23 protein-coding genes, 1 tRNA gene and 1 pseudogene are annotated in these 25,674 nt (G+C 68.1%); 9 read left to right on the forward strand and 16 right to left on the reverse strand.

Annotated elements, in window-relative coordinates:
- The first annotated feature begins 198 nt into the window (after positions 1 to 198).
- Positions 199 to 1,284: an alpha/beta hydrolase gene (locus tag LKD76_RS19100; RefSeq protein WP_372465997.1), complete on the forward strand. Its 1,086-nt coding sequence runs from the start codon at positions 199 to 201 to the stop codon at positions 1,282 to 1,284.
- Here LKD76_RS19100 and LKD76_RS19105 read toward each other — a convergent pair.
- Both LKD76_RS19105 and LKD76_RS19110 read right to left on the reverse strand, forming a co-directional pair.
- A complete protein-coding gene (locus tag LKD76_RS19105) occupies positions 1,247 to 2,488 on the reverse strand; it encodes a PucR family transcriptional regulator (RefSeq protein ID WP_227982684.1) in 1,242 nt (413 codons plus the stop codon). The genes LKD76_RS19100 and LKD76_RS19105 overlap by 38 nt on opposite strands.
- A gap of 612 nt (positions 2,489 to 3,100) precedes the next feature.
- Positions 3,101 to 3,994, reverse strand: a complete 894-nt coding sequence (locus LKD76_RS19110) for a helix-turn-helix transcriptional regulator (protein WP_227982685.1) — start codon at positions 3,992 to 3,994, stop codon at positions 3,101 to 3,103.
- Between the two features lie 195 nt (positions 3,995 to 4,189).
- Between LKD76_RS19110 and LKD76_RS19115 the strand changes: the two genes are divergently transcribed.
- Entirely contained in the window at positions 4,190 to 5,212 is a 1,023-nt protein-coding gene (locus LKD76_RS19115; protein ID WP_227982686.1) for an aldo/keto reductase, read from the forward strand.
- A gap of 54 nt (positions 5,213 to 5,266) precedes the next feature.
- Here the strand turns inward: LKD76_RS19115 and LKD76_RS32370 are convergent, their stop codons facing one another.
- The gene (locus LKD76_RS32370; RefSeq protein WP_372465874.1) at positions 5,267 to 5,467 is read right to left on the reverse strand and encodes a DUF4158 domain-containing protein; all 201 of its coding nucleotides are present in this window, start codon (positions 5,465 to 5,467) and stop codon (positions 5,267 to 5,269) included.
- Between the two features lie 11 nt (positions 5,468 to 5,478).
- Here LKD76_RS32370 and LKD76_RS19120 point away from each other — a divergent pair, with 11 nt between their 5' ends.
- A complete protein-coding gene (locus tag LKD76_RS19120) occupies positions 5,479 to 6,090 on the forward strand; it encodes a dihydrofolate reductase family protein (protein ID WP_227982687.1) in 612 nt (203 codons plus the stop codon).
- A gap of 86 nt (positions 6,091 to 6,176) precedes the next feature.
- Here the strand turns inward: LKD76_RS19120 and LKD76_RS19125 are convergent, their stop codons facing one another.
- Positions 6,177 to 7,682, reverse strand: a complete 1,506-nt coding sequence (locus LKD76_RS19125) for a flavin-containing monooxygenase (protein ID WP_227982688.1) — start codon at positions 7,680 to 7,682, stop codon at positions 6,177 to 6,179.
- Between the two features lie 412 nt (positions 7,683 to 8,094).
- Here LKD76_RS19125 and LKD76_RS19130 point away from each other — a divergent pair, with 412 nt between their 5' ends.
- Positions 8,095 to 8,886 carry an SAM-dependent methyltransferase gene (locus LKD76_RS19130; protein WP_227982689.1) on the forward strand — a complete coding sequence of 264 codons (792 nt, stop codon included), beginning with the start codon at positions 8,095 to 8,097 and terminating at the stop codon, positions 8,884 to 8,886.
- Between the two features lie 10 nt (positions 8,887 to 8,896).
- Here LKD76_RS19130 and LKD76_RS19135 read toward each other — a convergent pair whose 3' ends face one another.
- A complete protein-coding gene (locus LKD76_RS19135) occupies positions 8,897 to 9,934 on the reverse strand; it encodes a Gfo/Idh/MocA family protein (RefSeq protein WP_227982690.1) in 1,038 nt (345 codons plus the stop codon).
- Between the two features lie 114 nt (positions 9,935 to 10,048).
- Positions 10,049 to 11,602 (reverse strand): MFS transporter, encoded by a 1,554-nt coding sequence (locus LKD76_RS19140; protein WP_227982691.1) that lies wholly within the window; start codon positions 11,600 to 11,602, stop codon positions 10,049 to 10,051.
- 103 nt (positions 11,603 to 11,705) lie between these two features.
- Between LKD76_RS19140 and LKD76_RS19145 the strand changes: the two genes are divergently transcribed.
- Complete coding sequence (locus LKD76_RS19145) at positions 11,706 to 12,365, forward strand: TetR/AcrR family transcriptional regulator (protein ID WP_227982692.1); 660 nt, start codon at positions 11,706 to 11,708, stop codon at positions 12,363 to 12,365.
- On the opposite strand, the pseudogene LKD76_RS19150 reads toward LKD76_RS19145, so the two are convergent.
- Positions 12,359 to 12,996 (reverse strand): annotated as a pseudogene (locus LKD76_RS19150) (SDR family NAD(P)-dependent oxidoreductase); the annotation flags it as partial. The gene LKD76_RS19145 and the pseudogene LKD76_RS19150 sit on opposite strands and share 7 nt — an antisense overlap.
- Before the next feature lie 192 nt (positions 12,997 to 13,188).
- On the opposite strand from LKD76_RS19150, the gene LKD76_RS19155 reads away from it, so the two are divergent.
- The gene (locus LKD76_RS19155) at positions 13,189 to 14,400 is read left to right on the forward strand and encodes a GNAT family N-acetyltransferase (RefSeq protein ID WP_227982693.1); all 1,212 of its coding nucleotides are present in this window, start codon (positions 13,189 to 13,191) and stop codon (positions 14,398 to 14,400) included.
- A gap of 31 nt (positions 14,401 to 14,431) precedes the next feature.
- On the opposite strand, the gene LKD76_RS19160 is transcribed toward LKD76_RS19155, so the two are convergent.
- Both LKD76_RS19160 and LKD76_RS19165 read right to left on the reverse strand, forming a co-directional pair.
- Entirely contained in the window at positions 14,432 to 15,766 is a 1,335-nt protein-coding gene (locus LKD76_RS19160) for an LLM class flavin-dependent oxidoreductase (RefSeq protein ID WP_227985312.1), read from the reverse strand.
- A gap of 24 nt (positions 15,767 to 15,790) precedes the next feature.
- Positions 15,791 to 17,416 carry a DEAD/DEAH box helicase gene (locus LKD76_RS19165; RefSeq protein WP_227982694.1) on the reverse strand — a complete coding sequence of 542 codons (1,626 nt, stop codon included), beginning with the start codon at positions 17,414 to 17,416 and terminating at the stop codon, positions 15,791 to 15,793.
- 418 nt (positions 17,417 to 17,834) lie between these two features.
- On the opposite strand from LKD76_RS19165, the gene LKD76_RS19170 reads away from it, so the two are divergent.
- Positions 17,835 to 18,602 (forward strand): trans-aconitate 2-methyltransferase, encoded by a 768-nt coding sequence (locus LKD76_RS19170; protein ID WP_227982695.1) that lies wholly within the window; start codon positions 17,835 to 17,837, stop codon positions 18,600 to 18,602.
- Positions 18,603 to 18,751: 149 nt separating this feature from the next.
- Entirely contained in the window at positions 18,752 to 19,273 is a 522-nt protein-coding gene (locus LKD76_RS19175) for an NADH-ubiquinone oxidoreductase-F iron-sulfur binding region domain-containing protein (protein ID WP_227982696.1), read from the forward strand.
- Positions 19,274 to 19,473: 200 nt separating this feature from the next.
- Here LKD76_RS19175 and LKD76_RS19180 read toward each other — a convergent pair whose 3' ends face one another.
- The 3 genes from LKD76_RS19180 to LKD76_RS19190 all read right to left on the reverse strand — a co-directional run bounded on the left by LKD76_RS19180 (position 19,474) and on the right by LKD76_RS19190 (position 22,144).
- Entirely contained in the window at positions 19,474 to 20,835 is a 1,362-nt protein-coding gene (locus LKD76_RS19180) for an NAD(P)/FAD-dependent oxidoreductase (protein WP_227982697.1), read from the reverse strand.
- 89 nt (positions 20,836 to 20,924) lie between these two features.
- A complete protein-coding gene (locus LKD76_RS19185; RefSeq protein ID WP_227982698.1) occupies positions 20,925 to 21,479 on the reverse strand; it encodes a CAP family protein in 555 nt (184 codons plus the stop codon).
- 227 nt (positions 21,480 to 21,706) lie between these two features.
- On the reverse strand, positions 21,707 to 22,144 hold the full coding sequence (locus tag LKD76_RS19190; protein WP_227982699.1) for a hypothetical protein: 438 nt from the start codon (positions 22,142 to 22,144) through the stop codon (positions 21,707 to 21,709).
- Between the two features lie 386 nt (positions 22,145 to 22,530).
- Between LKD76_RS19190 and LKD76_RS19195 the strand changes: the two genes are divergently transcribed.
- Positions 22,531 to 22,607, forward strand: a tRNA-Pro gene (locus LKD76_RS19195).
- A gap of 40 nt (positions 22,608 to 22,647) precedes the next feature.
- On the opposite strand, the gene LKD76_RS19200 is transcribed toward LKD76_RS19195, so the two are convergent.
- From LKD76_RS19200 to LKD76_RS19215, 4 genes are read right to left on the reverse strand one after another with little or no spacing between them, the layout of a single operon-like run.
- Entirely contained in the window at positions 22,648 to 23,922 is a 1,275-nt protein-coding gene (locus LKD76_RS19200) for a site-specific integrase (RefSeq protein ID WP_227982700.1), read from the reverse strand.
- Positions 23,922 to 24,218 (reverse strand): helix-turn-helix domain-containing protein, encoded by a 297-nt coding sequence (locus LKD76_RS19205; RefSeq protein ID WP_227982701.1) that lies wholly within the window; start codon positions 24,216 to 24,218, stop codon positions 23,922 to 23,924. Before LKD76_RS19205 ends, LKD76_RS19200 begins: the two co-directional genes overlap by 1 nt.
- Positions 24,208 to 25,233 carry a sigma-70 RNA polymerase sigma factor region 4 domain-containing protein gene (locus LKD76_RS19210; RefSeq protein ID WP_227982702.1) on the reverse strand — a complete coding sequence of 342 codons (1,026 nt, stop codon included), beginning with the start codon at positions 25,231 to 25,233 and terminating at the stop codon, positions 24,208 to 24,210. The genes LKD76_RS19205 and LKD76_RS19210 overlap by 11 nt, the downstream gene beginning before the upstream one ends.
- Positions 25,230 to 25,658, reverse strand: a complete 429-nt coding sequence (locus LKD76_RS19215; protein WP_227982703.1) for an ASCH domain-containing protein — start codon at positions 25,656 to 25,658, stop codon at positions 25,230 to 25,232. The genes LKD76_RS19210 and LKD76_RS19215 overlap by 4 nt, the downstream gene beginning before the upstream one ends.
- Between the last annotated feature and the right edge of the window lie 16 nt (positions 25,659 to 25,674).

Raw genomic sequence — 25,674 nt, forward strand, 5'->3', positions numbered from 1 at the left:
TTTGTGGCCGATACCAGCGCCGCGCGGTACGTACTGGCATCCGGGCCAAACCTGGGTACCGGCAATTGCCGGGTATCGGCGCCCGCCCTATCGTCGGCGGCGATCGCGCAGTTCGTATCCGAGAGAAGGCGGCACGTGGATTCTGCTGTCCGGCACGGCCTCTCCCAACTGTCGGGCCGGGCGGCCGCGGCGGCCTGCCTGGCGGCCGGTCTCGCGGTCACCGGTCCCGCCACCGCACAGGACCCGTCGGTGCCGCCGCCGGCCTCCGCACCCGCGAATACCGCTGCAGCAGCATCGATCTCGACCGACCGGGTGCGTTCGGCGGCCCGGCCCGCGGCCGACGGATCGTACCTCGCCGATGCCGTGGCCGGGTCGCCGCGCGCGCTCACCGTCACCGTGCACTCGGCCGCCATGAATGTGCCCGTGCGCCTGGAAGTTCTCGCGGCACCGGATCGTTCGCGTCCGGCACCCACCCTCTATCTGCTCAACGGCATCGACGGCGGAGCCGGCGGTAATTGGCTCAACCGTACGGATGTGGCGTCGTTTTTCGCGGATAAGCAGGTGAATGTGGTGGTGCCGTTCGGTGGGGCGAGTAGTTATTTCACGGATTGGCGTGCCGATGATCCGGTGCTGGGTCGGCAGCGGTGGTCGACGTTTCTGACTAGGGAGTTGCCGTCGATCATCGATTCGGGTTTCGGTGGTAGTGGGGTGAATGCGATCGCGGGTATTTCGATGGCGGGGACGTCGGTGTTCCAGTTGGCGTTGGCGGCGCCGGGTTTGTACAAGGCGATCGGTTCGTATTCGGGGTGTGTGCGGACCAGTGATCCGCAGGGGCAGTTGATCGTCGATGCGGTGGTCGGTGGGCGGATGGGTAACACGGTGAATATGTGGGGTCCGCCCACGGATCCGGCGTGGGCGGCCAATGATCCGTATCTGCACGCGGATCGGTTGCGAGGCACCGCGATCTACGTCTCGACCGGGACCGGGTTACCGGGCCCACTCGACACCCTCGACGGACCCGGCATCCACGACAATCCCGCGACTCTGGCCGATCAGCTGCTCGTCGGCGGCGCACTCGAGACCGGTGCGGTGCGATGCACTCGCGAATTGCGGGACAGATTCACCGAACTCGGTATCCCAGCCACGATCGACATGCGCCCGGACGGCACCCACTCGTGGGGCTATTGGCAGCAGGATCTGCACCGGTCCTGGCCGATGATCGCCACCGCCGTCGGCGCGGACCCGGTCACGCGGGACGGCGCGTATCCTGATCGCCCGCACTGAGCCGGGCGATCAATGCCGAACGCAGATACCACAATCCGGTGGTCCGCGACGGATCGAACCCGGTCAGCTGCCCGATGCGCCGCAACCGGTAGTCGATCGTATTCGGGTGGATGCACAGCTGACGGGCCGCACGCTGCCGGTTGAGATCGGTGCCGAAGAAGACCTGCAAGGTCTCCAGCAGTTCGGGATGGGAATCCAGCGGCGCCAGCCGCGCATCGAGGATGTCGCGACCGATTCCCGGCCGGGTCAACTGATACTGCAATGCCAGCTCCGCGAATCGGTGCACCCCCGGTCCGCGCCCCAGCCGCCGCACCGTATCGAGCAGATCGTGTGCCTGCTGGGCGGCCGCGGGCACCTCAGCGGCCGATGCGCTCACCACGGCCGCGGTCAGCGGCACCCCGGCCAGCTCCGACAGCCGGGCGAACAGTTCGTCGAGGTCGGGCTCCGCACAGGCGGACTCGGGAACGAGGATGCTGCCACCGTCGACCGACAACATGGCCAGCGGGTTGTCGCGCAGCAGCTTCGCCAGCGCTGCCTGCACCCGGCGCAGCTTCCGCCGCGCGACGACCTGCTTGTCCAGCCGCGGATGGGTCTCGTCGGGATGCGGTGGAATCCATACCGCCAGAACGAAATACCGGTCCGCGATACGGATTCCGCATTCTCGCGCCAACTTCGTGGTGGCGTGCCCACCGAGCAGGGCCGAGGTGAGCGTGTGGACGGCGGTGTGGTGTTCGGCGGCATCGGCACGCCGCTCCTGGACATAGGCCTTGTTCACCGCCGCGGTGATGAGATCCAGCAGTTCCAGCGCGGTCGCGGTGCCCTTGATGACAAGTGCGGCATCGCTGGCGCGGGCGCGGGCGAACAGCAGGTCGAGTCCGGCCTTGAAGCCCTCGTGCACCGCGTGCACGACCACCTCGATCGGTATTCCGGCCCGGCACCAGCGCGCCGCGGCCGCCCGGAGCCGATCGGTTCGCTCGGGCAGGTCGCCACCGGCCACGCGCCGGACCGCCCACTCCACGCACAACCGCGCCATCGGGGAGACCTCGGTGGCCAGCACATCGGCCGGCAGGGTGGTGAACGGTGGCACCACGGCGGCGAGGTGCGCGACCAGTTCACGGGCCATCTCGTGGGCGTCGCGCATCGATAGCGAGAGCGCGCGCCCGGATGTCGTGCGCTCAGCACCGACCGTGCTTGCTGTAGTCACTCTGACCTCCTTGTCACGGACCGGATTTCGCGCCTGCGCGAAACCCGCCGCACGGTGATCGGGCGATTCCGACATCTCCCGCTCCCCGGCTATCTGTTACGTGTTGAAACGGTAATGCGAGTCCGCGCTCACCTTCTACTCCGTTTTGGCGATCGTCGACACCTCGGGGCAGGACCTCTCACCTGCGGATACTCCACCCAACAGCGACCACGGGCGATATTCGCGGCCAAAAAATGGGGATCCGCTCACTTTTCACTCCGCTCCCGCGGCGACCAGGGATTGCGGGAATCTCACCAAATCTCACCGCGCTGGGCTCCGCGTGGGGATACCGACATGAACAGGGCTGGCTGACCGGTGGTGAATCCGCTGGTCCGATTGCGAGCCCGGCCGCACCACCGGACACCAGCCGGGCGCTGTCCCGGGATCGGGTCACCGAGATCCGGGGATCGGATGCGCCGCTGCGAGAACGGGGGTTGTGGCGCCTTCTCTACGAATCCTCGGCACGCGCCGAGGAGGTGCCGATGCCGAATGCGCCCGATCTCGATACGGGTGTGGCAGATTGCCGCCCCACGTCATGAATGGTCCGCTGATCAGTACGGCTGAAGGGGTGGACTATCCGTCGTGTGCTTCGAGTTCGGTCGCCGGCGTCTGCCGGGTGGCCGCCCACGACGCCAGGAGCGCTGAATTGTCAGCGGTCGGCGTGCCCGCGGGTGCGGTGTAGACGTTCAGGAGCAGGCCGGGCTCGGCGGGCAGTTCCAGGGACTCGACGTCCAGGTCGAGCCGGCCCACGATCGGATGGTGTACCCGCTTGCGTCCGGACCGGTGCAGCCGCACGTCCCGAGATGCCCACCGCTGCCGGAACAGCTCACTGCACGTCGACAGTTCGCCGACCAGGGCGATCAGCTCCTCGTCGTGCGGATTGCGGCCGGCTTCCATGCGTAGCTTCGCGGCCACATCGCAGGCGATTCGGTCATAGTCGACGAAGAACGATTGTGCCGCTTCGGGATTCAGATACACGAACCGCGCGGTGTTCGCCGGCCGTCGCGGGTCGGCCGGCACCGGTGAAAACAGCGCGCGAGCAAGGTGATTCATGGCCAGGACGTCATAGCGGCCGTTGCAAATCCAGGCCGGCGCCTCGGAGACGGCGTCGAGCACCTGCTGCAGCGCCGGGCGCACCGTCACGGCAGGCCTGAGCCGGCGTGGACCGCTGGGCGCCCTGGACTGCCGGGCAAGGTGGAACAGGTGGTCGCGCTCGGCCTCGTCGAGTTGCAAGGCAGAGGCCAACGCGTCGAGCACACCGTCGGAGGCGCCGGCGAGGCTGCCGCGCTCCATACGCACGTAGTAGTCGACCGATACCCCAGCCAGTAGAGCTACCTCCTCGCGACGCAGGCCTTTGACCCGACGGTTGCCGCCGTGAGCGGGCAGGCCCGCTTGCTCTGGTGCGATGCGGGCGCGACGCGAGCTGAGAAACTCCCGGATATCGGTGCGTAGATCCATCGTGGCCATCCCCTCACCGTAAGCCCGGCCCGCAGCCCAGGGGAGGCACTGCGGGTACCCCACAGCACCGAGAACGCCACATGCGCAGAGTGTCAGGTCCATCAGGCAAGGGGTTCTCTCGGTACCTGTTTCACCAGGGTCTCCCTGCCGGCCGCAAGGCCTGCTTAACCTGTGGTCGGTTCCCGGCCGAACGCAGGGAAAGCAATGGGCCAGAAGGTCTTTTCCGAAGGAGCATGTCTAGTGCAAAAGCGCAAACTGGGTCAGCAACTCGAAGTTTCAGCCCTGGGGCTCGGCTGCATGGGCATGAGCTTCTTCTACGGTGCGCCCCCGGACCCAGCCGAGATGACGAAGCTGCTGCGGGCGGCAGTCGACCGCGGCGTAACTTTCTTCGACACCGCCGAAGTCTATGGCCCTTTCACCAACGAGGAGTTGGTCGGCCAGGCGCTGGCGCCGGTACGCGACCAGGTGGTGATCGCCACCAAGTTCGGTATCAAGCACGGAGAGAACGGACCGACCCCGGCGTCGGGGGTCGACAGCCGACCCGAGCAGATCCGCCGAGTGGCCGAGGCCTCGCTTCGGCGTCTGCGAACAGATTATATCGACCTTCTCTACCAGCACCGCGTCGATCCCGACGTACCCATCGAAGAGGTAGCGGGCACGGTCAAGGAGCTGATTTCCGAAGGTAAGGTCAAGCACTTCGGTTTGTCGGAGGCCGGCGCGACGACGATCAGCCGCGCCCACAGCGTGCAGCCTGTGACAGCACTGCAGAGTGAATACTCGCTCTGGACGCGAGACCTCGAAGGCGAGGTGATTCCGACCTTGGAGAAGCTGGGCATCGGCCTCGTGCCCTACAGCCCACTGGGCAAGGGCTATCTGACCGGCACCATCGACTCCACGACATCGCTGGCCGACGACGACCTCCGCCGCATCCTGCCGCGTTTCACTCCTGAAGCACGACAGGCCAATCAGGCACTGATCGACTTGCTGCAGCAGATTGCCGACGACAAGGGAGCTACGCCGGCTCAGATCGCTCTCGCCTGGGTGCTGGCGCAGAAGCCGTGGTTCGCGCCGATCCCCGGCACCACCAAGCTGCATCGCTTGGAAGAGAACCTGGGAGCGCTCGACGTCGAATTGACGATCGACGACGTGGAACGCATCGAGGTGGCCGCGGCGCGAGTCAAGGGTGCGCGCGTCCCAGAACGGTTCACGTCGATGCTCGGCCGCTAACCGCTCGAATTCTGCACCGGCCTCCGGGATCGTGCTCCCCCCAGCCACGACGGGTCATCGATCTCCAGCTGCTCGGCGAGACATGCCGAGGTAGCGGACCGTCACGACCTGGACCGCGAACCCGAGCCTGTTGTGATCCTGGCGACGTGCCGCGATCGAAGAGCCGCTCCCACTCCACCCGCGACCTCGGAGGGGCAACGATGAATTCCGGGTACTCGCGCCGTCGGATCGAGCAAGAACGCCACACCGCACCATCGGGAGACATCATGCGCAGGATCACCGCGGGCTTGTTCATCGCACTCGACGGAGTCGTCGAGAATCCACAGGACTGGCATTTTCCGTACTACAACGACGAAATGGGCGTCGCGGTCGACGCACAACTGGGCAGCGCGGACACCCTGCTGCTCGGCCGCAAAACCTACGACAGCTTCGCCGGTGCCTGGCCCGAACGCGAGCAGGCCGGCGGCCCCGATGCCGAGTTCGGCCGCAAACTGGGCGATGCCCGCAAGGTCGTGGTGTCGACCCAGGAGCTGACCTTCACCTGGCGCAATTCCGAACGGCTGCGCGGCGATCTGATCGCCGGCGCCACCGCGCTCAAACAGGAATCCGGTGGTGATATCGGCATTTCCGGATCGGTCTCGGTGGTGCGCGCCCTGCTCGGCGCCGGGCTGATCGACGAACTGCACCTGCTGGTGCATCCGATCGCCGTCCGTTCCGGGCTGCGCCTGTTCGACGATGCCGACACGCCGCTGCCGCTGACCCTGCTCCGCTCGACCGCATTTCGCACCGGAGTCGTGCATTCGGTCTACGGACCGGGCCAGGCACTCCAGGGGGAATACGAGCAGGCCAAACTGCATCTGCCGCACGAGCGGAACTGATCGCGCGCTGCTGCGGCGGCAGTGGGAGCCGATAGCGGCCCGGCAGCGAAAACCACGCCGCCGGGCCACCTTTCACCTGGGAGCGCTCACGACCGGATCGGTTCGGCCGCGACCTCGGCGACGGTCCCGGCGAGCGGGGCGAAGCTCAGCGCGGGCGGGCGGCGCAACATCCGGGCGTAGGTGCGCGCCGAAGCCGGCCACGGGTTGGTGACCGCCCCGGTGTGATGCTTGTACCAGCTCGGCACGCTCGACGACCAGACGGTCGCGGCGAGCGCCTCGTCGATCCACCGCCGGTAGGCCGCCATCGCGTCGGCGCGCACTTCGATCGCCGCCGCGCCGATCCTGTTCCGCCAGCGCAGACACCGCATGATGTAGGCGATCTGCTCCTCCTTCATCCCCGGATTACTGCCGGCGGGATTGAACGAGTTCGGTCCCGCGATGAGGAAGGCGTTGGGGAATCCCGGCACCGCCAGTCCCATGAAAGCCTGTGCGCCCGAGCGCCATTGCTCGTGCAGCAGCACACCGTCGCGCCCGCGCACGGTGATCGGTGCCAGGAATTCCGCGGCGCGGAATCCGGTGGCGTAGACGATGATGTCGGCCGCGTGCGCGACGCCGTCGGCGGTCTCGACGCCGTCGCGCGTGATCCGGGTGATCGGCGCGGTGATCAGTTCCACGTCGTCGCGGCAGACAGAACGGTAGAAGTGCCGGTCGAACACGATACGTTTGGCCCCGATCGGATAGTCGGGCGTGAGCCGGGCCCGCAGGACGGGATCGGCGACCTCGCGCCGCAGATATCGCCGCGCAGCCCACTCCGCGGGCCGCGCCGGCCAGCCCCGGCGCATGATCGGCGCCAGCAACGAATCAGCAGCCTGCTGCAGCCCCCACCGGTAGGCGCGCTGCGCGCCGGGCAGCCGCAGTGCGGTGCGGGCGAGCCGGCCGAATTCGGTGGCCGGTTTGGGCAGAATCCAGTGGGGCGTCCGCTGGTATACCCGCACCGAGGCCGCAGACGTGGCGAGGGTCGGCAAACACTGTGCCGCGCTGGAACCGGTGCCTATCAGCGCGATCCGGCGGCCGGCGAGTTCGACGGAGCGGTCCCATTCGGTGGTGTGGAACGACGGCCCGGCGAAATCGTCCCGGCCCGGAATATCGGGGATATTCGGGCGGTGCAACTGCCCGACGGCGAAGACCACGATATCGGCCGTCATCCGAGTTCCGTTCGCGGTCGACAATTCCCAGCGGCCATCGGCCTCGGAGTAGGTGGCCGCGGTGAGCGCGGTTCCGGTACGCAGATGCGCGGGCAGGCCCTCGGCGGCCGCCACGGTGCGCAGATATTCCAGCGTCCGGCGGCGCCCGGGGTATCGGATGCGGGTGCTGCGATACGGGGCGAACGAGAAGGAATACAGATGGGCCGGTACATCACAGCTGCAGCCCGGATAGGTGTTGTCCCGCCATACTCCGCCCAGCTCGGGCGATTCCTCCAGGATCAGGAAGTCCTCGATCCCGGCGCGGCGTAGTGCCGCTCCCATGCCGATGCCCCCGAATCCGGATCCGACGACGACCACTGTGCTGTGCAATCCCTCTACCACCTCCATGTGCGAAGAGACATTCAGTAACCGATCGGCAACCCTACGTGCCGGTGGCGCGATTACCTAGCTGTCCGTCGACGCGCTCGGCAGCCGGGCGGGGAGCCGTTGCCTCCCGGCCGGTACCGCACACCTCGGTCGACGCTTACCGGCCCGTGGCACAACGACGACATTCCACGGCCGATCCCCCACCCCCGAGTCGCGAACAGCGTTGTCACACAGTGTGATGAATCGCAACAGCCGAGACCGCGCGCGAAGTCCGGCCCTCGCTACCACATCTCGCGGCGACCGAATATTCCGTTCCTGCAACATCTTCCGCCGCGTCATCGAATCGCGGGTCTATACTCGCGTAATTCGCACCGACGACATGCCGCGCGGTTCGGCGGCGCCCACACATCACGGGAGCTCAACGCATATGGCCATGGAGGATCCAGCACAGATCCGCACCGATATTCCGCATTCGGCGCGTATCTGGAATTTCTGGATGGGCGGGAAGGACAATTACGAGGTCGACCGTGTGGTCGGCGAGGCCAGTCTGCAGATCGATCCCGATATCTCGACGATGGCGGTGCAGTCGCGGCAATTCCTGATCCGCGCGGTCAGCTACCTCGCCGAGGAGGCCGGTATCCGGCAATTCCTGGATATCGGTACCGGACTGCCGACCATGCAGAACACCCACGAGGTGGCGCAGAGCATCGCGCCCGAGGCCAAGGTGGTCTACGTCGACCACGACCCGCTGGTGCTCGCCCATGCCCGGGCGCTCCTCACCAGCACCACCGCCGAGGGGGTGACGACGTATGTCAACGCCGATTTCCACGAGCCGGAGAAGATCGTCGCCGAGGCGCGCACGATCCTGAATCTGGACGAGCCCGTGGCTGTGATGTTCATGGGCGTTCTCGGACACGCCCGCAGTTACGAGGATCTGCTGCGGATCGTGCGCACCGTCCTGGCGGCGGTCCCGTCCGGCAGTTATCTGGTGCTGTGGGATGGCACCGACGACAGCCCGGCCTACGTCGAGCTGTGCGCCGAGTACGCCAAATCCGGTGGGACGCCGTATTATCCGCGCACCCGCGACGAAATCGCCGCCGCGTTCGACGGATTGGATCTGATCGACCCGGGCTATACCTGCATCACCCGGTGGCTGCCCGGCTCCAGCGAGGTCGGCTGCACCCCGGAGATCGCGGCCTTCGGCGGCGTCGCCCGCAAACCCTGAGCGGATATCGTCAGCGGGCTCGCGCCGAGTCGCGGGCCCGTTCGATGATCCGCAGCGTCGCAACGGCATCGGCGGGATCCACCGGCGGTGCGGCGCCGTCGAGCAGGGCGGCGGCCACCCCCGCGTAGAAGTCCGGATAGGCGCCGGGCGCGCTCGGCGCCGGTGCCAGCTCGCCATCGGTGCCGAGCAGACCCCATTGCTCGGGATCGACTCTCCCCCAGGGCTGTCCGTCACCCGGCCGGCGCCCCGCACGCAGCGCGGCCTCCTGCGGATCGAGGCCGTAGCACACGTAGGCACGCTCGGAACCGAGCACGCGCAGACGCGGGCCCAGCTGCGCGGCGACGGCGCTCATCCACAACTGCGAGCGCACCCCACCGCTGTGGGTGAGCGCGAGGAAGGCGTCGTCGTCGGCTCGCACTCCGGGGCGGCGGGCATCGAGCTCGCAGTACACCTCGGCGACCGGACCGAACAGGGTGAGCGCCTGGTCGATCAGATGGCTACCGAGATCGTAGAGGATGCCGGCGCCCTCCTCGGCGCCGCCGAGTTCGCGCCATCCTCCCTTCGGGCGCGGCCGCCAGCGTTCGAACCGGGATTCGAACCGCCACACCTGTCCCAGCGCACCGGTCTCGATCAATTGCCGCGCGGTACGAAAGTCGCTGTCCCAGCGGCGATTCTGGAAGACGGTCAGCAGCAGCCCGGCCTCGCGCGCGACGGCGATCACGGATTCGCCCTCCGCGGCGGTGAGCGCGAACGGTTTGTCGACCACCACCGGCAGCCCCGCCGCCAGCATCCGCCGCGCGAGTGGAGCGTGGGTGCGGTTGGGGGTGGCGACCACGACGAGATCGAGGTCCGTGCCGCCGGACAGCAGGTCGTCGACGGTGGTGAATACCCCGGCCTGCGGATGTTCGGCCCGGGCCCGGTCGGCCCGCTCGGCGGAGGAGGTCACCACCGCGGCCAGCCGCATCCGGGGTTCGGCGGCGATCAGTGGTGCGTGAAAGACCGCACCGGCCAAGCCGAAACCGATCACCGCCACGTTCAGCACTGTCATCGCCGCCCTTTCGGTCCCTCCCGCGGCGCGCACCGCCCGCGTCGCATCGTGCTCATCACAACACGACCGGATGCGTGGACGCGGCGACACTCCGGGCGTCCGGCCCGCGGGGTGTCAGTCCACGGCCGCCGGGGACGGCTTCTGCGCCTGCCCGGCCGGTTTCGGTCGGGTGCGAGCGGGCGCCCAGCAGCCGAGGATGGCGGCGACCGCGAGGGTGAACAGACCGAGGACGAGGGTGGCTTGGTGCAAGCCGTAGGCGAACGCCGATTCCGCTTGTGTGGCAAGGGGGTCGGCCTGTGGGCCCAGTCGCTCGGTGACCTGCAGCGCACCGGCCAGCGAACCGGTGACCGGCCCCCGGATCGGTTCGGGGATCGACGCGGCGATCTCACCGATGCGACGGCTGTACCCGGCGGCCAGCACACTTCCGGCCAGTGCGATCCCCAGTGCCGCGCCCATCTCCCGGGCCGCGTCGTTCACCGCGGCCGCGACCCCCTGCTTGTCGTCCGGTGCGCCGTCGACGATCGCCGCGGTCGCGGGCGCGGCGGACAAACCGAGCCCGGTGCTCATGATCAACAACGGCCACAGCACGTCGACGAAGGTACTGTCGGCGGTCAGCCGGGACAGGCACAGCAATCCGATACCGACGATCACCAGCCCCGCGGTGGTCGGCAGCCGCAGTCCGAATCGCTGGGCCAGCCACGGCGCGATCACCGACAGCGCGACCATGGGCACGATCATCGGCGCCATCGCCACCGCCGACAGCAACGGCGAATAGCCGAGGATCAACTGGAAGAACTGCACGATGAGCATGAACAACCCGAACGAGACGAGGAACTGCACCGCGACCGACGCCGTACCGGCGCCGAAACCCCGCAGGGCGAACAGCCGCACGTCCAGGAGGGGCTGCTCGGCCCGCAGTTCGACCAGCGCGAACGCCGTGCCCACCGCCAGCGCCGCGACCACCGTGCCCAGGACGAACGGATCGGTCCAGCCCCGCTGCGGCGCCTCCAGCGCCGCCACGACGATCAACCCCACCGCGGCCGCCCCGGTGACCGCGCCCCAGGGATCGAAACGGGCCCGCACGCTGTCGTGGGATTCGGGAACCGTGCACGCCGCGATCGCCAGCACCGCGCCCGATACCGCCATCGCCAGGGTGATCGACAACCAGGACCACCGCCAGAGCAGGACGCCGGAGCCGAGAATGCCCAGTACCGCACCGCCGCCGACGGTGCCCGCCCAGATGCCGACCGCGACATTGCGGCGATCCGGCGGAGTTCCGGCGGTCAGCAGCGACAATGTCGACGGCATGACCAGTGCCGCCCCCACTCCGGCCAGCGCGCGGGCGCCGATCAGCCAGCCGGTTCCGCTGATCAGCAGTGGAACCGCGGAGGCGAGGGCGAAGATCACCAGTCCGCCGATCATGACGATGCGCCGACCGTAGCGATCACCGAGTGCCCCGGCGGGCAGCACCAGACAGGCCAGCGCCAGGGTGTAACCGTCGATGATCCAGGTCAATTGGGACTGGGTGGCCCCGGTCGCCGACGCGATTTCCGGCAGTGCGGTGTACAGCGCCGCCATCGAGGCGACGACCAGTGCGACCGACATACAGGACACGATCACCACCCAGCGGCGGCGCACCACGACGGGCTCGGTCATGGTTGCGTTCATCGGGCCTCCCAGAAACGCTACTGCCGGTTTCGCTATGATACTAGCGGTATCGTTTCTATCTTATTCGGCCGGTGATCGCCGCCGAGGGGGAATCCTGGGAGTCATGACCACACCGAGTGCCGCGATCGAATCCGACGACGATCCGCGCAAGGTTCGCTCGCGCCGCCGCCTGCTCGACGCCGCCACCGAGCTGCTGCGCGACGGCGGCCTGGACGCGGTCACCATCGACGCGGTCACCCGGCGTTCCGGGGTCGCGCGCACGACGCTCTACCGGCATTTCGACACCGTCACCGAATTACGCACCGCCACATTGGAAGAGCTGCTACCGCCGGTGGTCGAGGTGCCGGTCGGGGGCGCGCTGCGGGAACGGCTGATCGAACTACTCGCCCGGCAGGCCCAGGGCATCAACGACGTACCGCTGCATCTGACCACGCTCGCGTGGCTGGCCACCGAGGACGAGCAGTCCGGCGGGGAGGGAATCCGGGCGGGTTCGCTGCGCGCCCACCTCATCGAGACCTACCGCCGGCCGTTCGACGAACTGTTCGACGACGACCATGCCCGGGCACTGCTGGGCGACCGGGATCTCACCGCGGTCCTGGCACAACTCATCGGCCCGATCGTGTTCGTGCGGCTGTCCGGAATCGGCCGGGCCACCCGTGCCGACTGCGCCCGCATCGTCGACGACTTCCTGGCCGCGTGCGCCGCCTCCGATCGCACCGCGACCCGCAATCGGCTGCGGGCGCGGCGATCACCCGCTCAGTAGTACACCGGTCCGGGTACGCCACCGCCGGCCGCGATCGCGCCCCCGGTGATGGCGACGCTGCGGGGTGAGGCGAGAAAGGTCACGACGTCGGCGACCTCACGGGCATCGATGACACGGCGAATCGAATTGGCGGCCAGGCCGGATTCCAATGCCTCGATCGTGGTACCGGATTCGGCGGCCTGCGTGGTCAGTCGCGCATGCAGGCGCGCTCGGTCCGGGTGAGGCCGGGGTGGACCACCGTGTTCACCCCGTGCGGACCCAGCTCGTCGGCCAGATTCTTGGTCAAGGCGGAGACACTGACGTTGCGCACCGTCTGTGCGATCGAATTCGCCTGTCGCGCACCGAGTCCGCTGATGTTGACGATCCGGCCCCAGCCCTGCGCGATCAGATGCGGCGCCACGGCACGGGCCGTGCGCAGATAGCCCAGCACCTTGATCTCGACCTCCCGGCGGACGATATCGTCGCTGGTGGCGCTCAGATCCGCGGGCGATCCCGCACTCCAGGGGGTGGCAGCGGAGTTGACCAGGATGTCCACGCCGCCCAACTCGGCGACCGTGCGCTCGACCAGCTCCCGCACCCGCTCATCGTCTCCGGCGTCGGTGGGAATCGCGACGACGCGCGATCCCGTCTCGGCGCCCACCGCGGCTACGCGCGTCCCGCAGCTCGGTCGTCGTCATCGACTCGATCTCGGCGCACGACCGAGCCCGCTGTCGAACGGCGGTCCGATCGGCGAATCGCTACGGTGGATATCGCGCCGGACCCTGGGGCGACCCGATCGCACCGTCGGCGCGGACCGACTACCCGAATCACCGGAGGTGACGAAATGGCAAGCGGCACATCGTCCATCGAGGTTCGCACGCTCACCGACGCGGCGGATCTGCGCACCGCCGGCGCCATCTTCCGCACCGCGATGGTCGGGTTGCCGCCACGGTCCGACGATCCCGACGGACTGGTGGAGCCGGGCCGCACCCTGGGCGCGCGTCTGAACGGGGAGCTGGTCGGGGGCGCGGATTCCTACACCAGCCGATTGGTGGTGCCGGGCGGACGATGGGTCCCGCACGCCGCGGTCACCCATGTGGGTGTCCTACCCACCCATACCCGGCGCGGGGTGGTGAGCGCGCTGCTCCGCCACCAGCTCGCCGACATCGCCGGCCGCGGTGAGATCGTGGCGAGCCTGCGTGCCACCCAGGGCGGTATCTACGAACGGTTCGGTTACGGCGTGGCCGGTTCGTACGCGACCCTCGAGCTGGATCGGGCGCGCGCCCGGCTGCGCGATTCCGTGCCGGCGAGCGGCCCGGTGCGCTACCTCGACCCCGCGGTCCGCTGGGAGACCCTGGCGAAAATCTATGCTGCCGCGGACATCTCGTGGACCGGTGCGATCGAGCGGCCCTCGTACTGGTGGCGGCTGCAGGAACTGTTCACCGGAGAGGCGGGGTGGACCGTGGTGCACGGCGCCCCCGGAGCCGAGGACGGCTTTCTGCGCTACCGTCCCGCCGACGGCGCGGCCTGGCCGCGCAACCCGCACCGCACGGTCGTGGTCGACGACTGGGTCGCCACGACACCGGATGCCTACCGCGGACTGCTGCGCCATCTGCTCGCACTCGACATCGTGGAACGGATCGTGGTGACCTTCGCGCCGGTGGACAGCCCGCTGCGGCAGCTGTTCGCCGACGAACGGGTGGTCACCGTCGCCGGTGTGCACGACGAGACCTGGTTGCGCCTGATCGATGTGCACGCCGCACTCGATCGGCGCGACTACCGCGACTCGGCCCCGGTGGTGATCGCGGTCGACGACGAGATCCTGCCCGCCAACACCGGCTCGTATCGCATCGCCGCCGGCACGGTGACCCGGGTCGACGCGCCCGCCGATCTCACGACCGACGTGTCCACCCTCGCCGCGGCCTATCTCGGCGGCACCGGCTGGCGGCAGCTGGCCCTGGCCGGCCGGGTGATCGAACATCGTGACGGCGCGGCCGACGACGCGGACGCCCTGTTCGCCACCACGACGGCGCCGTTCGCGGGGACCTATTTCTGACGCACGGGTGAGGCTCCCGAGAACCGGCCGGTCAGCCGCCGGCGGCGGCGGTGACGCGACGCGGGACCGGGTTCAGGCTCGCGGGGCTCAGGCCGAGATGATCGCGCAGGGTGGCGCCGGTGTACTCGGTGCGAAACAGCCCGCGCCGCTGCAGTTCCGGCACCACGAGGTCGACGAAATCGTCGAAGGTGCCCGGTGCCTGAGCCGCGGACAGGATGTAGCCGTCGGCCTCACCGCCGTGGAATCCGGCCTCGATCTGATCGGCGATCTGGGCGGGGGTGCCGACGAACTGCGGCAGCAACACGCCCTGCGCGTACAGCGTGCCGATATCGCGCAGGGTCAGGTTGTCGCGCAGACTCAGCCGCCGGGCCACGTCGAACAGTCCCTGCGTGCCCGGGACCACGACATCCTCGATCGGCGCGTCCATGTCGTAGCGGGAGAAATCGTGGTCGGTGTGCACCGACAGGGTGATCAGCCCGGATACCGGATCGGCCAGTTCGTTGTGGAACGCCTGCTTCTCGCGGGCGATGGTCTCGGTCTCCCCCACGAACGGCACGAACGACGGGAAGATCTTCACCTGGTCCGGATCACGGCCGAAATCCGATGCGCGCGACTTGATGTCGTCGTAGTAGGCGCGGCGGCCCTCCGGGGTCGGGTCGATCTCGAAGATCGCCTCGGCCCAGCGCGCCGCGAAGTCGCGGCCGACCGGCGATGATCCGGCCTGGATCAGCACCGGCCGGCTCTGCGGCGAATGCGGGACGGTCAGCGGCCCGCGGGTCTTGAACCAGCGCCCGTCGTGGTCGACGACGCGCACCTTGTCCGGATCGGCGAATACTCCCGATTCCTTGTCCCGCACGAGCGCGTCGGGATCCCAGCTGCCCCACAGTTTGTAGGCCACCTCGAGGAACTCGTGGGCGCGGTCGTAGCGTTCGTCGTGGCCCAGATGGTTGTCGAGCCCGAAATTCTGCGCCTCCGCCTGATTGAGCGACGTGATCACATTCCACGCGGCCCGCCCGCCGGACAGATGATCGAGCGTGGCGAAGATCCGGGCCACCTCGTAGGGATGAAAGTAGGTGGTGGACTTGGTGATCGCGAGCCCGAGCCGGTCGGTGGTGTCGGCCAGTGCCGCCGCCACCAGCGCCGGATCGATCGTCGCCGAGGCCTGGGTGCCGCTGCGCAGCGGCACCCGGATGTCGTTGCCGTAGCGGACCGGTGTGGCCAGCAGGTCCGCGAAGAACAGGAAGTCGAACTTGCCACGCTCGAGGGTCTGCGCGACCCGGCGGTAGTAGCCGGGGCTCAGATAGTCGGTCTCCGACCCCGGATGCCGCCACGCCGCATGCGAGTGGGTGACGTGCGAGGCGATCAGGAAACGCCGCCCACCCGGCCGCGGTCAGCGACTACGGCTGCCCGCGGTGCGCGAGAATCCGGCCCGGCCACCGGTGCTGCCCGCCGGGGCAACACCCTGACCGTGGCCGCGGGCCCCCCGGCGACCGGCGACGCGATCACCGGCGGCGCGGTCGGCGGTGACGCGTCCACCGGTACCACGATCACGGTTCGTGCGCGCACGGGTACTGCGGTCTCCGGCGGTCCGGGCGCCGGCAGTGCGGTCACCGGATGGCCGCCCATCGGAGCCGCGGTCACCCACACGCCCACCGGCCACGCGGTCACCGGCCACGCGGTCCCTGGTGGCACGACGTCGCCCGCCACCACCGGCCGCAGCGCCGCCACCGCTCCCGGCGCCGTGTCGCCGCGACTTCTGCGCACGTGGCGACGGTTGAGCCGCGGACTTTTTCGCCTCGGCCGACGGCACAAGCGCACCGCGCTGCGACTGGTCGACGAGCGCGGCGATCGGTCCCACGAGCCGCGACACCGCCGGCGAGTCCTCCGAAACCTGCTGCACCGCGGCATCGATACCGGCCTTGCGCAGCAAGGTGGTGACGGTGCCACGCTCGGCCGGCAGCATGAGCGTCACGACGTCCCCGGAACCGCCCGCTCGTGCGGTGCGGCCCGAACGATGCAGGTAGGCCTTGTGTTCCGCGGGAGGGTCGACGTGCACCACGAGTTCGACATCGTCGACGTGCACGCCGCGGGCGGCGACATCGGTGGCGACCAGCACCGTCGCGGCATCACCGGCGAACGCCGCCAGATTGCGGTCGCGGGCGTTCTGCGCCAGGTCACCGTGCAACTCCACAGCGGCGATGCCCGCCGACCGCAATTGCCGGGCCAGCCGGCGAGCCTGGTGTTTGGTGCGGGTGAACAGGATTCGCCGGCCGGCGCCGGCCGCGAGCTGCTGTACGAGCGCCTTCTTGGCGGTCATGTCGGCGGACTCGAAGATGTGGTGTGCCATCGTCGCGACGGGAGTGTCCGCCTCGCCCACCGAATGCCGCACCGCGCCCGGCAGAAAGCGGTCGACCAGCCGGTTGACACTCTTGTCCAGCGTCGCCGAGAAGAGCAGGCGCTGGCCATCGGACGGGGTGGCCGCCAGGATCCGGGTGACGGCGGGCAGGAATCCGAGATCGGCCATGTGGTCGGCCTCGTCGATCACGGTGATCCGGATGTCGTCGAGAGCGATGAGCTCCTGCTGCATCAGATCCTCGAGCCGGCCGGGGCACGCGACGACGATATCGGCGCCACGGCGCAGCGAACGCACCTGGCGCTGTTGTGGCACACCGCCGAAAACGGTGGTGACCGACATCCCGTACACGGCGGCCAGCGGTTCCATCGTCATGGCGATCTGGGTGGCGAGTTCCCTGGTCGGCGCCAGGACCAGCCCGACGGGGCGGTTCGGCGCGGCTTGCCGACCGGTCTCGCCGAGCCGGTCGATCACCGGAATCGTGAAGGCGAGCGTCTTACCGCTGCCGGTGCGTCCGCGGCCGAGAATATTCCGGCCGGCGAGTGAATCCGGCAGCGTGTCGGCCTGGATGGGAAACGGTGCGGCGATCCCGTTGGCCGCCAGCGCCTGGGCCAGCGGCGGGCGGACGCCGAGCAGGGCGAACGAAGGAGAAGAGGTTTTCATGACTGTGCGACAGTGCCTTTCGGGCATAGGGTCGTGCCACGCCCGGCTGTGGACATCGTCCACACGGGGACACGCACGACGTGGCGAGATTGCCGAGAGGCAAAATCGATCGCCGTAGGAGTAGCGCAGCAACGCAGCGAACCGGTCGCGCAATGAATGCCGTCTACGACGCTGGACGGAACCACGGTGCCGTCCCCGCATCGACAGCTCGATGAGCTGCCGTGTTGCCACCCACCCTACCCGACGGCGCCCGCACTTCCCGAACCGGGCTTCGCGGACAGCCCGAGTCCGAGGTCAGGGGCCACCCGGCCGCTTCCGCGGTCCCTGCCCCGTCGATGTCCGGCCGCCCGGCGAGACGGCCGCCACACAAGATAATATAACGCGCGTACGGTTATATCTCCGGCGATGGGAGCGGTTCATGTGGGATCCCGAGAAGTACCGTAGCTTCGGCGATCATCGGTCTCGCCCGTTCTTCGAACTGATCGGGCGCATCGGCGCCGAAAAGCCCCGGCGGGTGGTCGACCTCGGATGCGGTCCCGGACACCTGTCCGCCGCACTGACCAGCCGCTGGCCCGGCGCACACCTGGAAGCCTTCGACTCCTCCCCCGAAATGGTCTCCGCGGCAAGGGAACTGGGAGTCGACGCCGAGGTCGGTACCGCACAGGACTGGCGTCCCGCGCCCGATACCGATGTCGTGGTCGCGAACGCGGTCCTGCAGTGGGTGCCCACCCACGTCGAACTCCTGCCGGAGTGGGTCGCCGCCCTGCCGGCGGGAGCCTGGCTGGCCCTGCAGGTTCCCGGCAATTTCGACGCCCCGTCCCACGTGGCCATCCGGCAACTGGCCGCCCGCGACGAATGGCGTCCGCACCTGGCCTCGACCGGAATCCTGCAGCCCCGCGACGTCCTCGATCCGGAAGGCTACGCGACGGTGCTGACCGCGGCCGGATGCACCGTCGACGCCTGGGAGACCACCTATCTGCAGCGCTTGAGCGGCGAGGATCCCGTGCTGGAATGGGTGAGCGGCACCGCACTGCGCCCGGTCCGCAACGCACTCGACGACGCCGGCTGGGCTCGCTTCACCGCACAGCTGGCCCCATTGCTGGCCACCGCCTACCCGCGCCGCGCGGACGGCACGACCTGGCTGCCGTTCCGCCGCGTCTTCGCGGTGGCCCGCACACTCGGCTGAACCAACTGCGCGGCGGAAACCTGGTGCACCACATCGTCGATCGCGCACCGCGCTCTGCGCCGAACCGGTGTGGCGGACGGTATCGGTGGCAGCCGGATCGTGTGTGGTCGCCAATGCGGCCAGCACGATCCAGTGAACGGAGAGTCGTTGTGACGCGATCCGGAATCGACGAGGCGCTGCGGGCGTTCGGGCGCGGTAGCGGCGTGGTCGCGCTGGTTCTGCTGTCGGTGGCACTCGTCGCGGGAATCACCGCCCGATCGGGACGGGCGATACTGCTGCCGCGCACCGGCCTGGCCGAATTCCACCGGGGTTGCGGACTGCGCGCCACCGCCGACATCCTCGGCTACCTGGCGGCCCAGAGCTCCGGCCGCTGCGGCCCCTGCCGGAACGGATTGCCGCAGTTGGCGACCCGACTGAACGAGCTCGCGCGTGGCGGCTCCGGCGATCCCGCCGAGATCCTGCGCCTCGCCGGATCGGTCGACGGCCGCGACGCCTGCCATCACCCCGACGGCGCCGCCCGGCTGGCGCGGTCGGCACTGTCGGTGTTCGCCGACGATCTGGCCATGCATCGGCACGGTTCGTGCGACGCCGCACCGCACCCGGATGCCGCACGGGATGCCGTGGCGCTGTGCCCGCGCTCTGCTCTGTCCATCGTCCGAAAGCGACGGTGAACGCCGGACGGCGGCCGGCCCGGCGTCCGGAGGACCGCACCATACGTCCGACGCCCGCCCGACGCGGCCGCACAGTGAGTGAGCGACGGCCATTCCGGCGCGAGAATATATGTCCGACAGCATGTTCCGAGAAACATCACGCGGTGCGGCAACGGCGTCGTTCTCCCCGGCCCGAGGCCAGGTGTCGCCATAGCGTTCCATCAATCCTTGTCGCCGAGCGAGCCCAGAACCTTGGGGACATCCTCGGCCGGCAGATAGCAGCCGGTCTGTTCGAACCCGCCGATGGTGCGGGTATCGAAATCCCCGTACCCGATGCGCAGGAAGTCGTCGCCGCCGAGCCCGTGCGCAGCCCAGTCGAAGGCCACCCGGGCGCGCGCGATGAGCGTCCGCAATGCCATCAGATGATAACCACGGGTCACGAATTGCGCTGGGGCGCCGCGTAATCCGATCCCCAACGGCCGCGCGACCGCGTCCGTGCCGCCGAGGTCGACCACCATGCCGAGATCGGGATGCCGGTAGGGTTCCGGGCGCCCGCCACGGAGCCCGGCCACCAGATTCCTTCCCAGATGACGCCCTTGACGCATGGCGTGCTGGGCGGTCGGCGCGCACACCGCGCCCTCACCCGCGGTCAGGTCCGGCACCGCGGCCGCGTCACCACACGCCCACACACCGGGCAGGCCCGGCACAGTGAAATCGGCGGCGGTGACGATGCGGCCCTTCTCGGTCGCCGCACCCAGATGCCCCGCGAGCGGACTCGGCGCGACTCCGGCGGTCCACAGCACCGTCCGCGACGGAATGAACCGGCCGTTGGTGAGCTGAACACCGTGCGCGGTAACCTCTTTCGCCGACGCGCCGCAGATCAATTCGATCCCGCGTTCGGCCAGAATCCGTTTGGTCTGCTCACCGAGCTGCTGCCCGAGCTCGGGCATGATCCGGTCGCCGCGAGTCACCAGATGCCAACGGACCATTTCCGATTCCGCCTTCGGGAAATAGCGGCGCGCGGCAGCCCGGGTGACCTTGTTCAGCACCGCCGTGGTCTCGGTGCCCGCATAGCCCGCGCCGATGGTGACGAAATTCAGCCGCTCCCGATCCTCGTCCTCCCCGCCGCGCATCGCGGCCACATCCAGCTGGCGCAACACGTGGTCGCGCAGGTACATGGCCTCGGCCAGGGTTTTCATCCCGAATCCGTACTCGTCGAGACCCGGCACATCGAGCACCCGGGTGATACTGCCCGGCACCAGCACCAGATGGTCGTATTCGAGTGCGCTCTCCACACCCGCCGACCGGCTCACCACGAGTTGCCGGGTCTCCGGATGCACCCCGATCGCCCGGCCCGGCACCACCTCGGTCCGGCGCAGCACCCGCCGCAGCGACACCGAGATCGACCGCGGATTCAGCACACCGGAGGCGACCTGCGGCAACAGGGGCAGATAGAGCAACCCCGCATCCGGCGTGACGAGCTGGATGAACGCTTCCTCCGGGTTCAGATGACGTTCGAGGTAACGGGCACATTCGACGCCGGAGAAACCACCGCCGACGATCACGATCTTCGCGGGACTCACGACGCTCACTCTAACCACCGCGCCAGGGCGACGCAGACAGCTTCACCGCATAACGGCTGGGCCATGCGTGCCTGGCGACCGATCGCCGGTCAAGCGGACGGCCGCACGTTGTCGGGAAAACGGCCCTCGTAGTTGCCCGGCGGATCGTAGTCGGCGACCACGTAGGTCTCGGAGGAACCGGGTAGACACGCACGCGCCACTCCGATCCGCGTGGTGCCCTTCCAGACCACCTGCGTGAAATGACCTGTCTCCACGCTGAATCCGGGCTTGCCGTAGTCGTAGGCACCCTCTTCGTCCGCCCAGGAGCGAAACGCCTGATCGGCCCCCGCATGGTCGGAACCACCGCTCGACATCATGAACAGGTTCTCGCCGTAGCCGGAGTTCGGCCGATGCTCGAAGCTGTGGGTCCGGGCCAGGTGCTGCGCCCATTCCTCGGCCACCCGGTTCAACGCCTGATCGAGTTGAAGTTCCGCGGCCTGATGACGGGCACGAAAATCGTTGTGCAACGACAGCATCCGCTCCCCGAACACGGTATCGGTGCACGAGTAGTCCGGTTCCTCCCGGGCGGACGCCGTACCGGCGCCCGTCATGGCGGCCACCACGGCCAGGGCCATTACGACCGAGGGGAACCGGCCTGCGCGCATAGTGATCTCCTGAGATGGTTATACCGGTGCAGCGGACGACAGTGCCATCAACCTCCACGCCGCCCCTTCGGATCGGCAGCCCGGACAGAGCGGGAGATGTACCGGAAATCGTTGGGGTGGAGTAGATGTCGGGCGCCAAGTGTAGCGGGGCGGTCCGGCTCACACGGCGAAACGACCGACTCGATTCCACACTCCCGCACGAGGTTCGGCGGCGGACCACACCAGGATCACCGGAAAAGGTCATCACCGAGAGGCTGATCGACGGTAAGGATCTCCACATCAAGCTGCGTCAACCCGTCCGATTCGATCCCGACACACACCCCGGTCTGCACATCGAGCCGAATCGCCGACGACGGCCCCGGCATCCATATCTGCCGGTCATAGTCGAACTGCCCGCCGAGCAGCGCACAGCAGTCACACCGCGGTTCGTACGCGCTCGTCGACCGGGCGGTCACCTGCCACGCCGGTCGGCCGTGATGCTCGACGACCGTCACATCGCCCAGCTCAGCGGCAACACCACCATCACGCACCCCATCGGCCAACTCGATCGGATTCAACATGGCCACCCAGTGGTAGTCCCGGAAGAAGGGGCTGTCGTAGTCCACATCGGAATCCACATCGAACACATCCGGGACGACCTCGACGAGCCCATCGTCGGCATACACCGGCTCCACCTCCGACGGCCACCGCCCCGGCATCGGCTCCCACCCCCGCCCCCTGTCGATACCGGCCCCCGGAAACGGCCGCGTCCCGGCGACGACCTCGACAACCCTCCCCCGCACATCCTCCACCCGCACACTCCCCGGCCGCCGAATCCACGCATGCAACGGAACCTCCGCGCCACTGCCCCAACGGAATTCGAGCGTTCGCCATCGCCACGGCGAAGAGCGAGCGAGCCGGCGAAACCGATCCCCAGTCACTGACGACACCGACCGATACTCCCACACCCGACGCCCCCGCCGACCTGGTACAACCAGCCACCATGGACCCGATTTGGTCCAACCGGGGGGTGGTGAGGTAATCTCTTCGAGCACCCGCCGAGCGGGAGCAACGGGCTGTGGCGCAGCTTGGTAGCGCACTTGACTGGGGGTCAAGTGGTCGCAGGTTCAAATCCTGTCAGCCCGACCAAGAAAAATCCCCTCCGACCAGGGTCGGAGGGGATTTTTCGTTATTGGGCTATCCGTAGAGTTGGGGCCAATCTGGGGCCAGCACCGCTCTGCAGGTGCTGAGACAGCTTTTGACCGTCGTCTCGGAGAGCCTCGATGTCGGGGTGTAGGTAGCGCTGAGTGATGCGCGGATCGGTGTGACCGGCGATCTGCTGCAACCGATGCAGCGGGACACCGGCATCGGCGAACCAGGTGAGCCCCGTGTGCCGCAGATCGTGGCGACGGAGGTGCTCGAAGCCAAGCTGGGCCACTACCTCGTCCCAGTTCGTTGCATCCCGCAGGACCGCGGTCGCGATTCGTCCGCCTCGTGGCCCCACGAATACCCGGGCATCCCTCAGCGCTTCACCGCGCTCTTTTTCGGATGCATCCCGCAGCGCCGGATCCGCGGCAACCCGCACCGCCGCCACGTTGATGCGGCGCAGGACGATCGGGCGGATCTCCTCGATTACCGGAATAGGCCGGGACCGTTTGCCTTTCGTGCGCTTGTCCTTCATCCCGCCCGGTCCCGGAGTTGTCTGACGCCGGAGAGTCCACACCCACTGTTCGGTATCGATATCACCCACCCGGCAACCCGAGACCTCGCCGATCCGCGTTGCGGTGCATGCAGCGAAGACGACGGCGTCACCCCAGCCGCGGTAACGACCGTGCGATGCTTCCACCAGTGCGTCGGCCAGCTGTTGCAGCGCTTCCCAGTTCGGCAGAGCCAACGATCTCGGATTGTCGATCTCGTCTTCGTGCTTGACGAGTTGACGCTGCCAGCCGCTCACGTCGACGCGGTTGCGGTCGACTACTTCGTCTCTCACCGCCTGATTCAGTACTCGGGCCAACGCGGCAAGGGTGTTCTTGATGGTCGATTCACCACAGCCGGCGTCGATCCACTTCGTGACAGCGCGGTCGACCACTCCGGTTGTCACCATCGTGATCGGCAGGTGCCCTAGCGATTTCACCACCCGCAACCGCCAGCCAGCCCGATACGGATCGAGAGTCTTGGGCTCGACTCCGCGCATTGCGGTGTCCCAGTGAGCATTTCCGTATTCGGCCAAGGTCGACGTGGCGGTCTTCGGATCAACTCCCCGCTTGGCAGCCTGCTCGATCTGTTCGATCCACGCTGTCGCCTCCTCCTCGGTGGCGAAAGATTCTGACTTCGAGTCGCGGCGCTTCGTGAGCGGGTCGGTCCAGCGCACCCTAGCGCGACACCGGCCAGCCTTCCCTCGAATTTCGACGTAGCCGGTCACCGCGACGCCCAACGGCGCCAGATCGACCCTGTCGTCGCTCATCAGGCTGCCGCCGTTGGATCGACACGCCTGCCCTTGAGGTAGGCAATCAGGTCTGCACCGCTGTATCTGGTCGTCCGATCGGAGATTGTGACGAACGGCGGCCCTTGCGGGGGCCTTGCGGTCCGCCAGCGTCGCAGGCTGGACGCATCCACTCTCAGCATCGCCGCGACCTCCTCGGTGGTGTACCAATCCGCAGGCTCCAGTACAGTCCGCTCCCGCTTGGCGCTGATGACGGACAGACCCTTTTGTCCATACTGGTCGCCATCCGTGGTCTGCATGTACTCCTTACTGTCCATTTTCGATTGCTCCTTCCGTGATGTGGTCACGCGCGGCGTTGATGGTGCGGGTGACCGTCGTACGGCTCAGTTCGACGTTGTCTGCGATGCGCGCGTGCGGCCAGTTCCGCTCGAACCGCAGCCGGAGGATGGTCGCGACCTTTTCCGGATTACGGCGCCTGGAGGGATCGGCGTTGCAAACTTCCTCAGCGATGTCGGCCCACCGGTCGCGCGCACCGGCCGGTGCGCTGGTGCTCGGCGGGCCTGCCTCGATCTGCTGGAGCTGGTGCGCCGTCGGCAACGAGACCGGCACGCCGGGGGGCTCTTGATGCCCATCTCGGACTGCGACGACACGTTCCGCATCTGCGCTACGCACCGCGTCTTCCGGGCTACGCACTGCCTGTGCACCGTCGGTGTGCAGGTTCGGGGTGTGGTGCTCGCGGATGATCATGTGTGCGAGCGCCGCGCCCATGCCCAGAACCCCGACGGGAAGGCAGGCCACCAGCACGGTCACCGGCCATGGCGCCACGTCGACGCCGGCGGCGCGCATGAGGTGGTAGGCGACCTGTCCGACGGCGCCGAGTATCAGGCTTCCGAATGCTGAATACTTCGCGTAGCTGCGGGTTCGGTCGGATCGGATGCGTCCGGACAGCCAGACGTAGAGCGCGTAGGAGGCGTATGCCTCCATCCCGATGGGCAACGTGATCGCGGTGTTGATCGTGAACTGATCCCAGATTCCCGGCAAAGGTCGGACCGGACCGAATCCGGTGAGCTGTCCGAGTCCGACCCAGCCGGACCAGATCGCGACGAACGCCGGCAGTGCCAGCAAGAGGACCGGCCAGGCCCGCGGCGCGCTGCGCACCACGGAGGTTTCGGCTGGTGCGTTGTGGTGCGCAGGGCTGGCGCTGCGCACCGGTGGCTGTTCGGATTCGTTGGTGTCGTGTGCGCTGGCGGTCGGCTGTCCCGGAATGTAGAGGGTGTGGGAGCCGATTTCCAGCGGCGCGAATTGCGGCGGTGAGGTGATTTCGAGAGTCACAGGTAGCCCCCGTTGCGCTGGAGTGGTCCGTCTGCACCGTGGAGCAGATAGTCCTCTTGGATCAGCATGAGTTCGATGATCGAATCGAGGTAGCGCCATTCGATTCGCGTGATCTCGCTGTCGGGTCGCACGCCGCGGTGGGTGTTGCAGAAGAATTCGATGAACTCGGCACGGGTCCAGTTGTGGAACCCCTCGGCGGCGACGTCGACGGCGGTGATGGCGTCGAGTCGTTCCCGGTTGACCGAGACGATTTCGACGTCGGTGATGCGGTCGAGCGGCTCGCCGGGTTTGCGTCCTTGGACCTTGCGGCACAGCGTGATCCGGTCGCCTGGTCGGAGCATTTGCCAGCCGGTGCGGCGGGTGACGGTCTTGGTGCGGTTGCGGACCTGGGTCTCGGTCAGTGCGACGGACATCAGTCGGGGCATGAGTTGTCCTCCTCGG

The sequence above is a fragment of the Nocardia spumae genome (assembly GCF_020733635.1).
Lineage (GTDB): Bacteria > Actinomycetota > Actinomycetes > Mycobacteriales > Mycobacteriaceae > Nocardia > Nocardia spumae.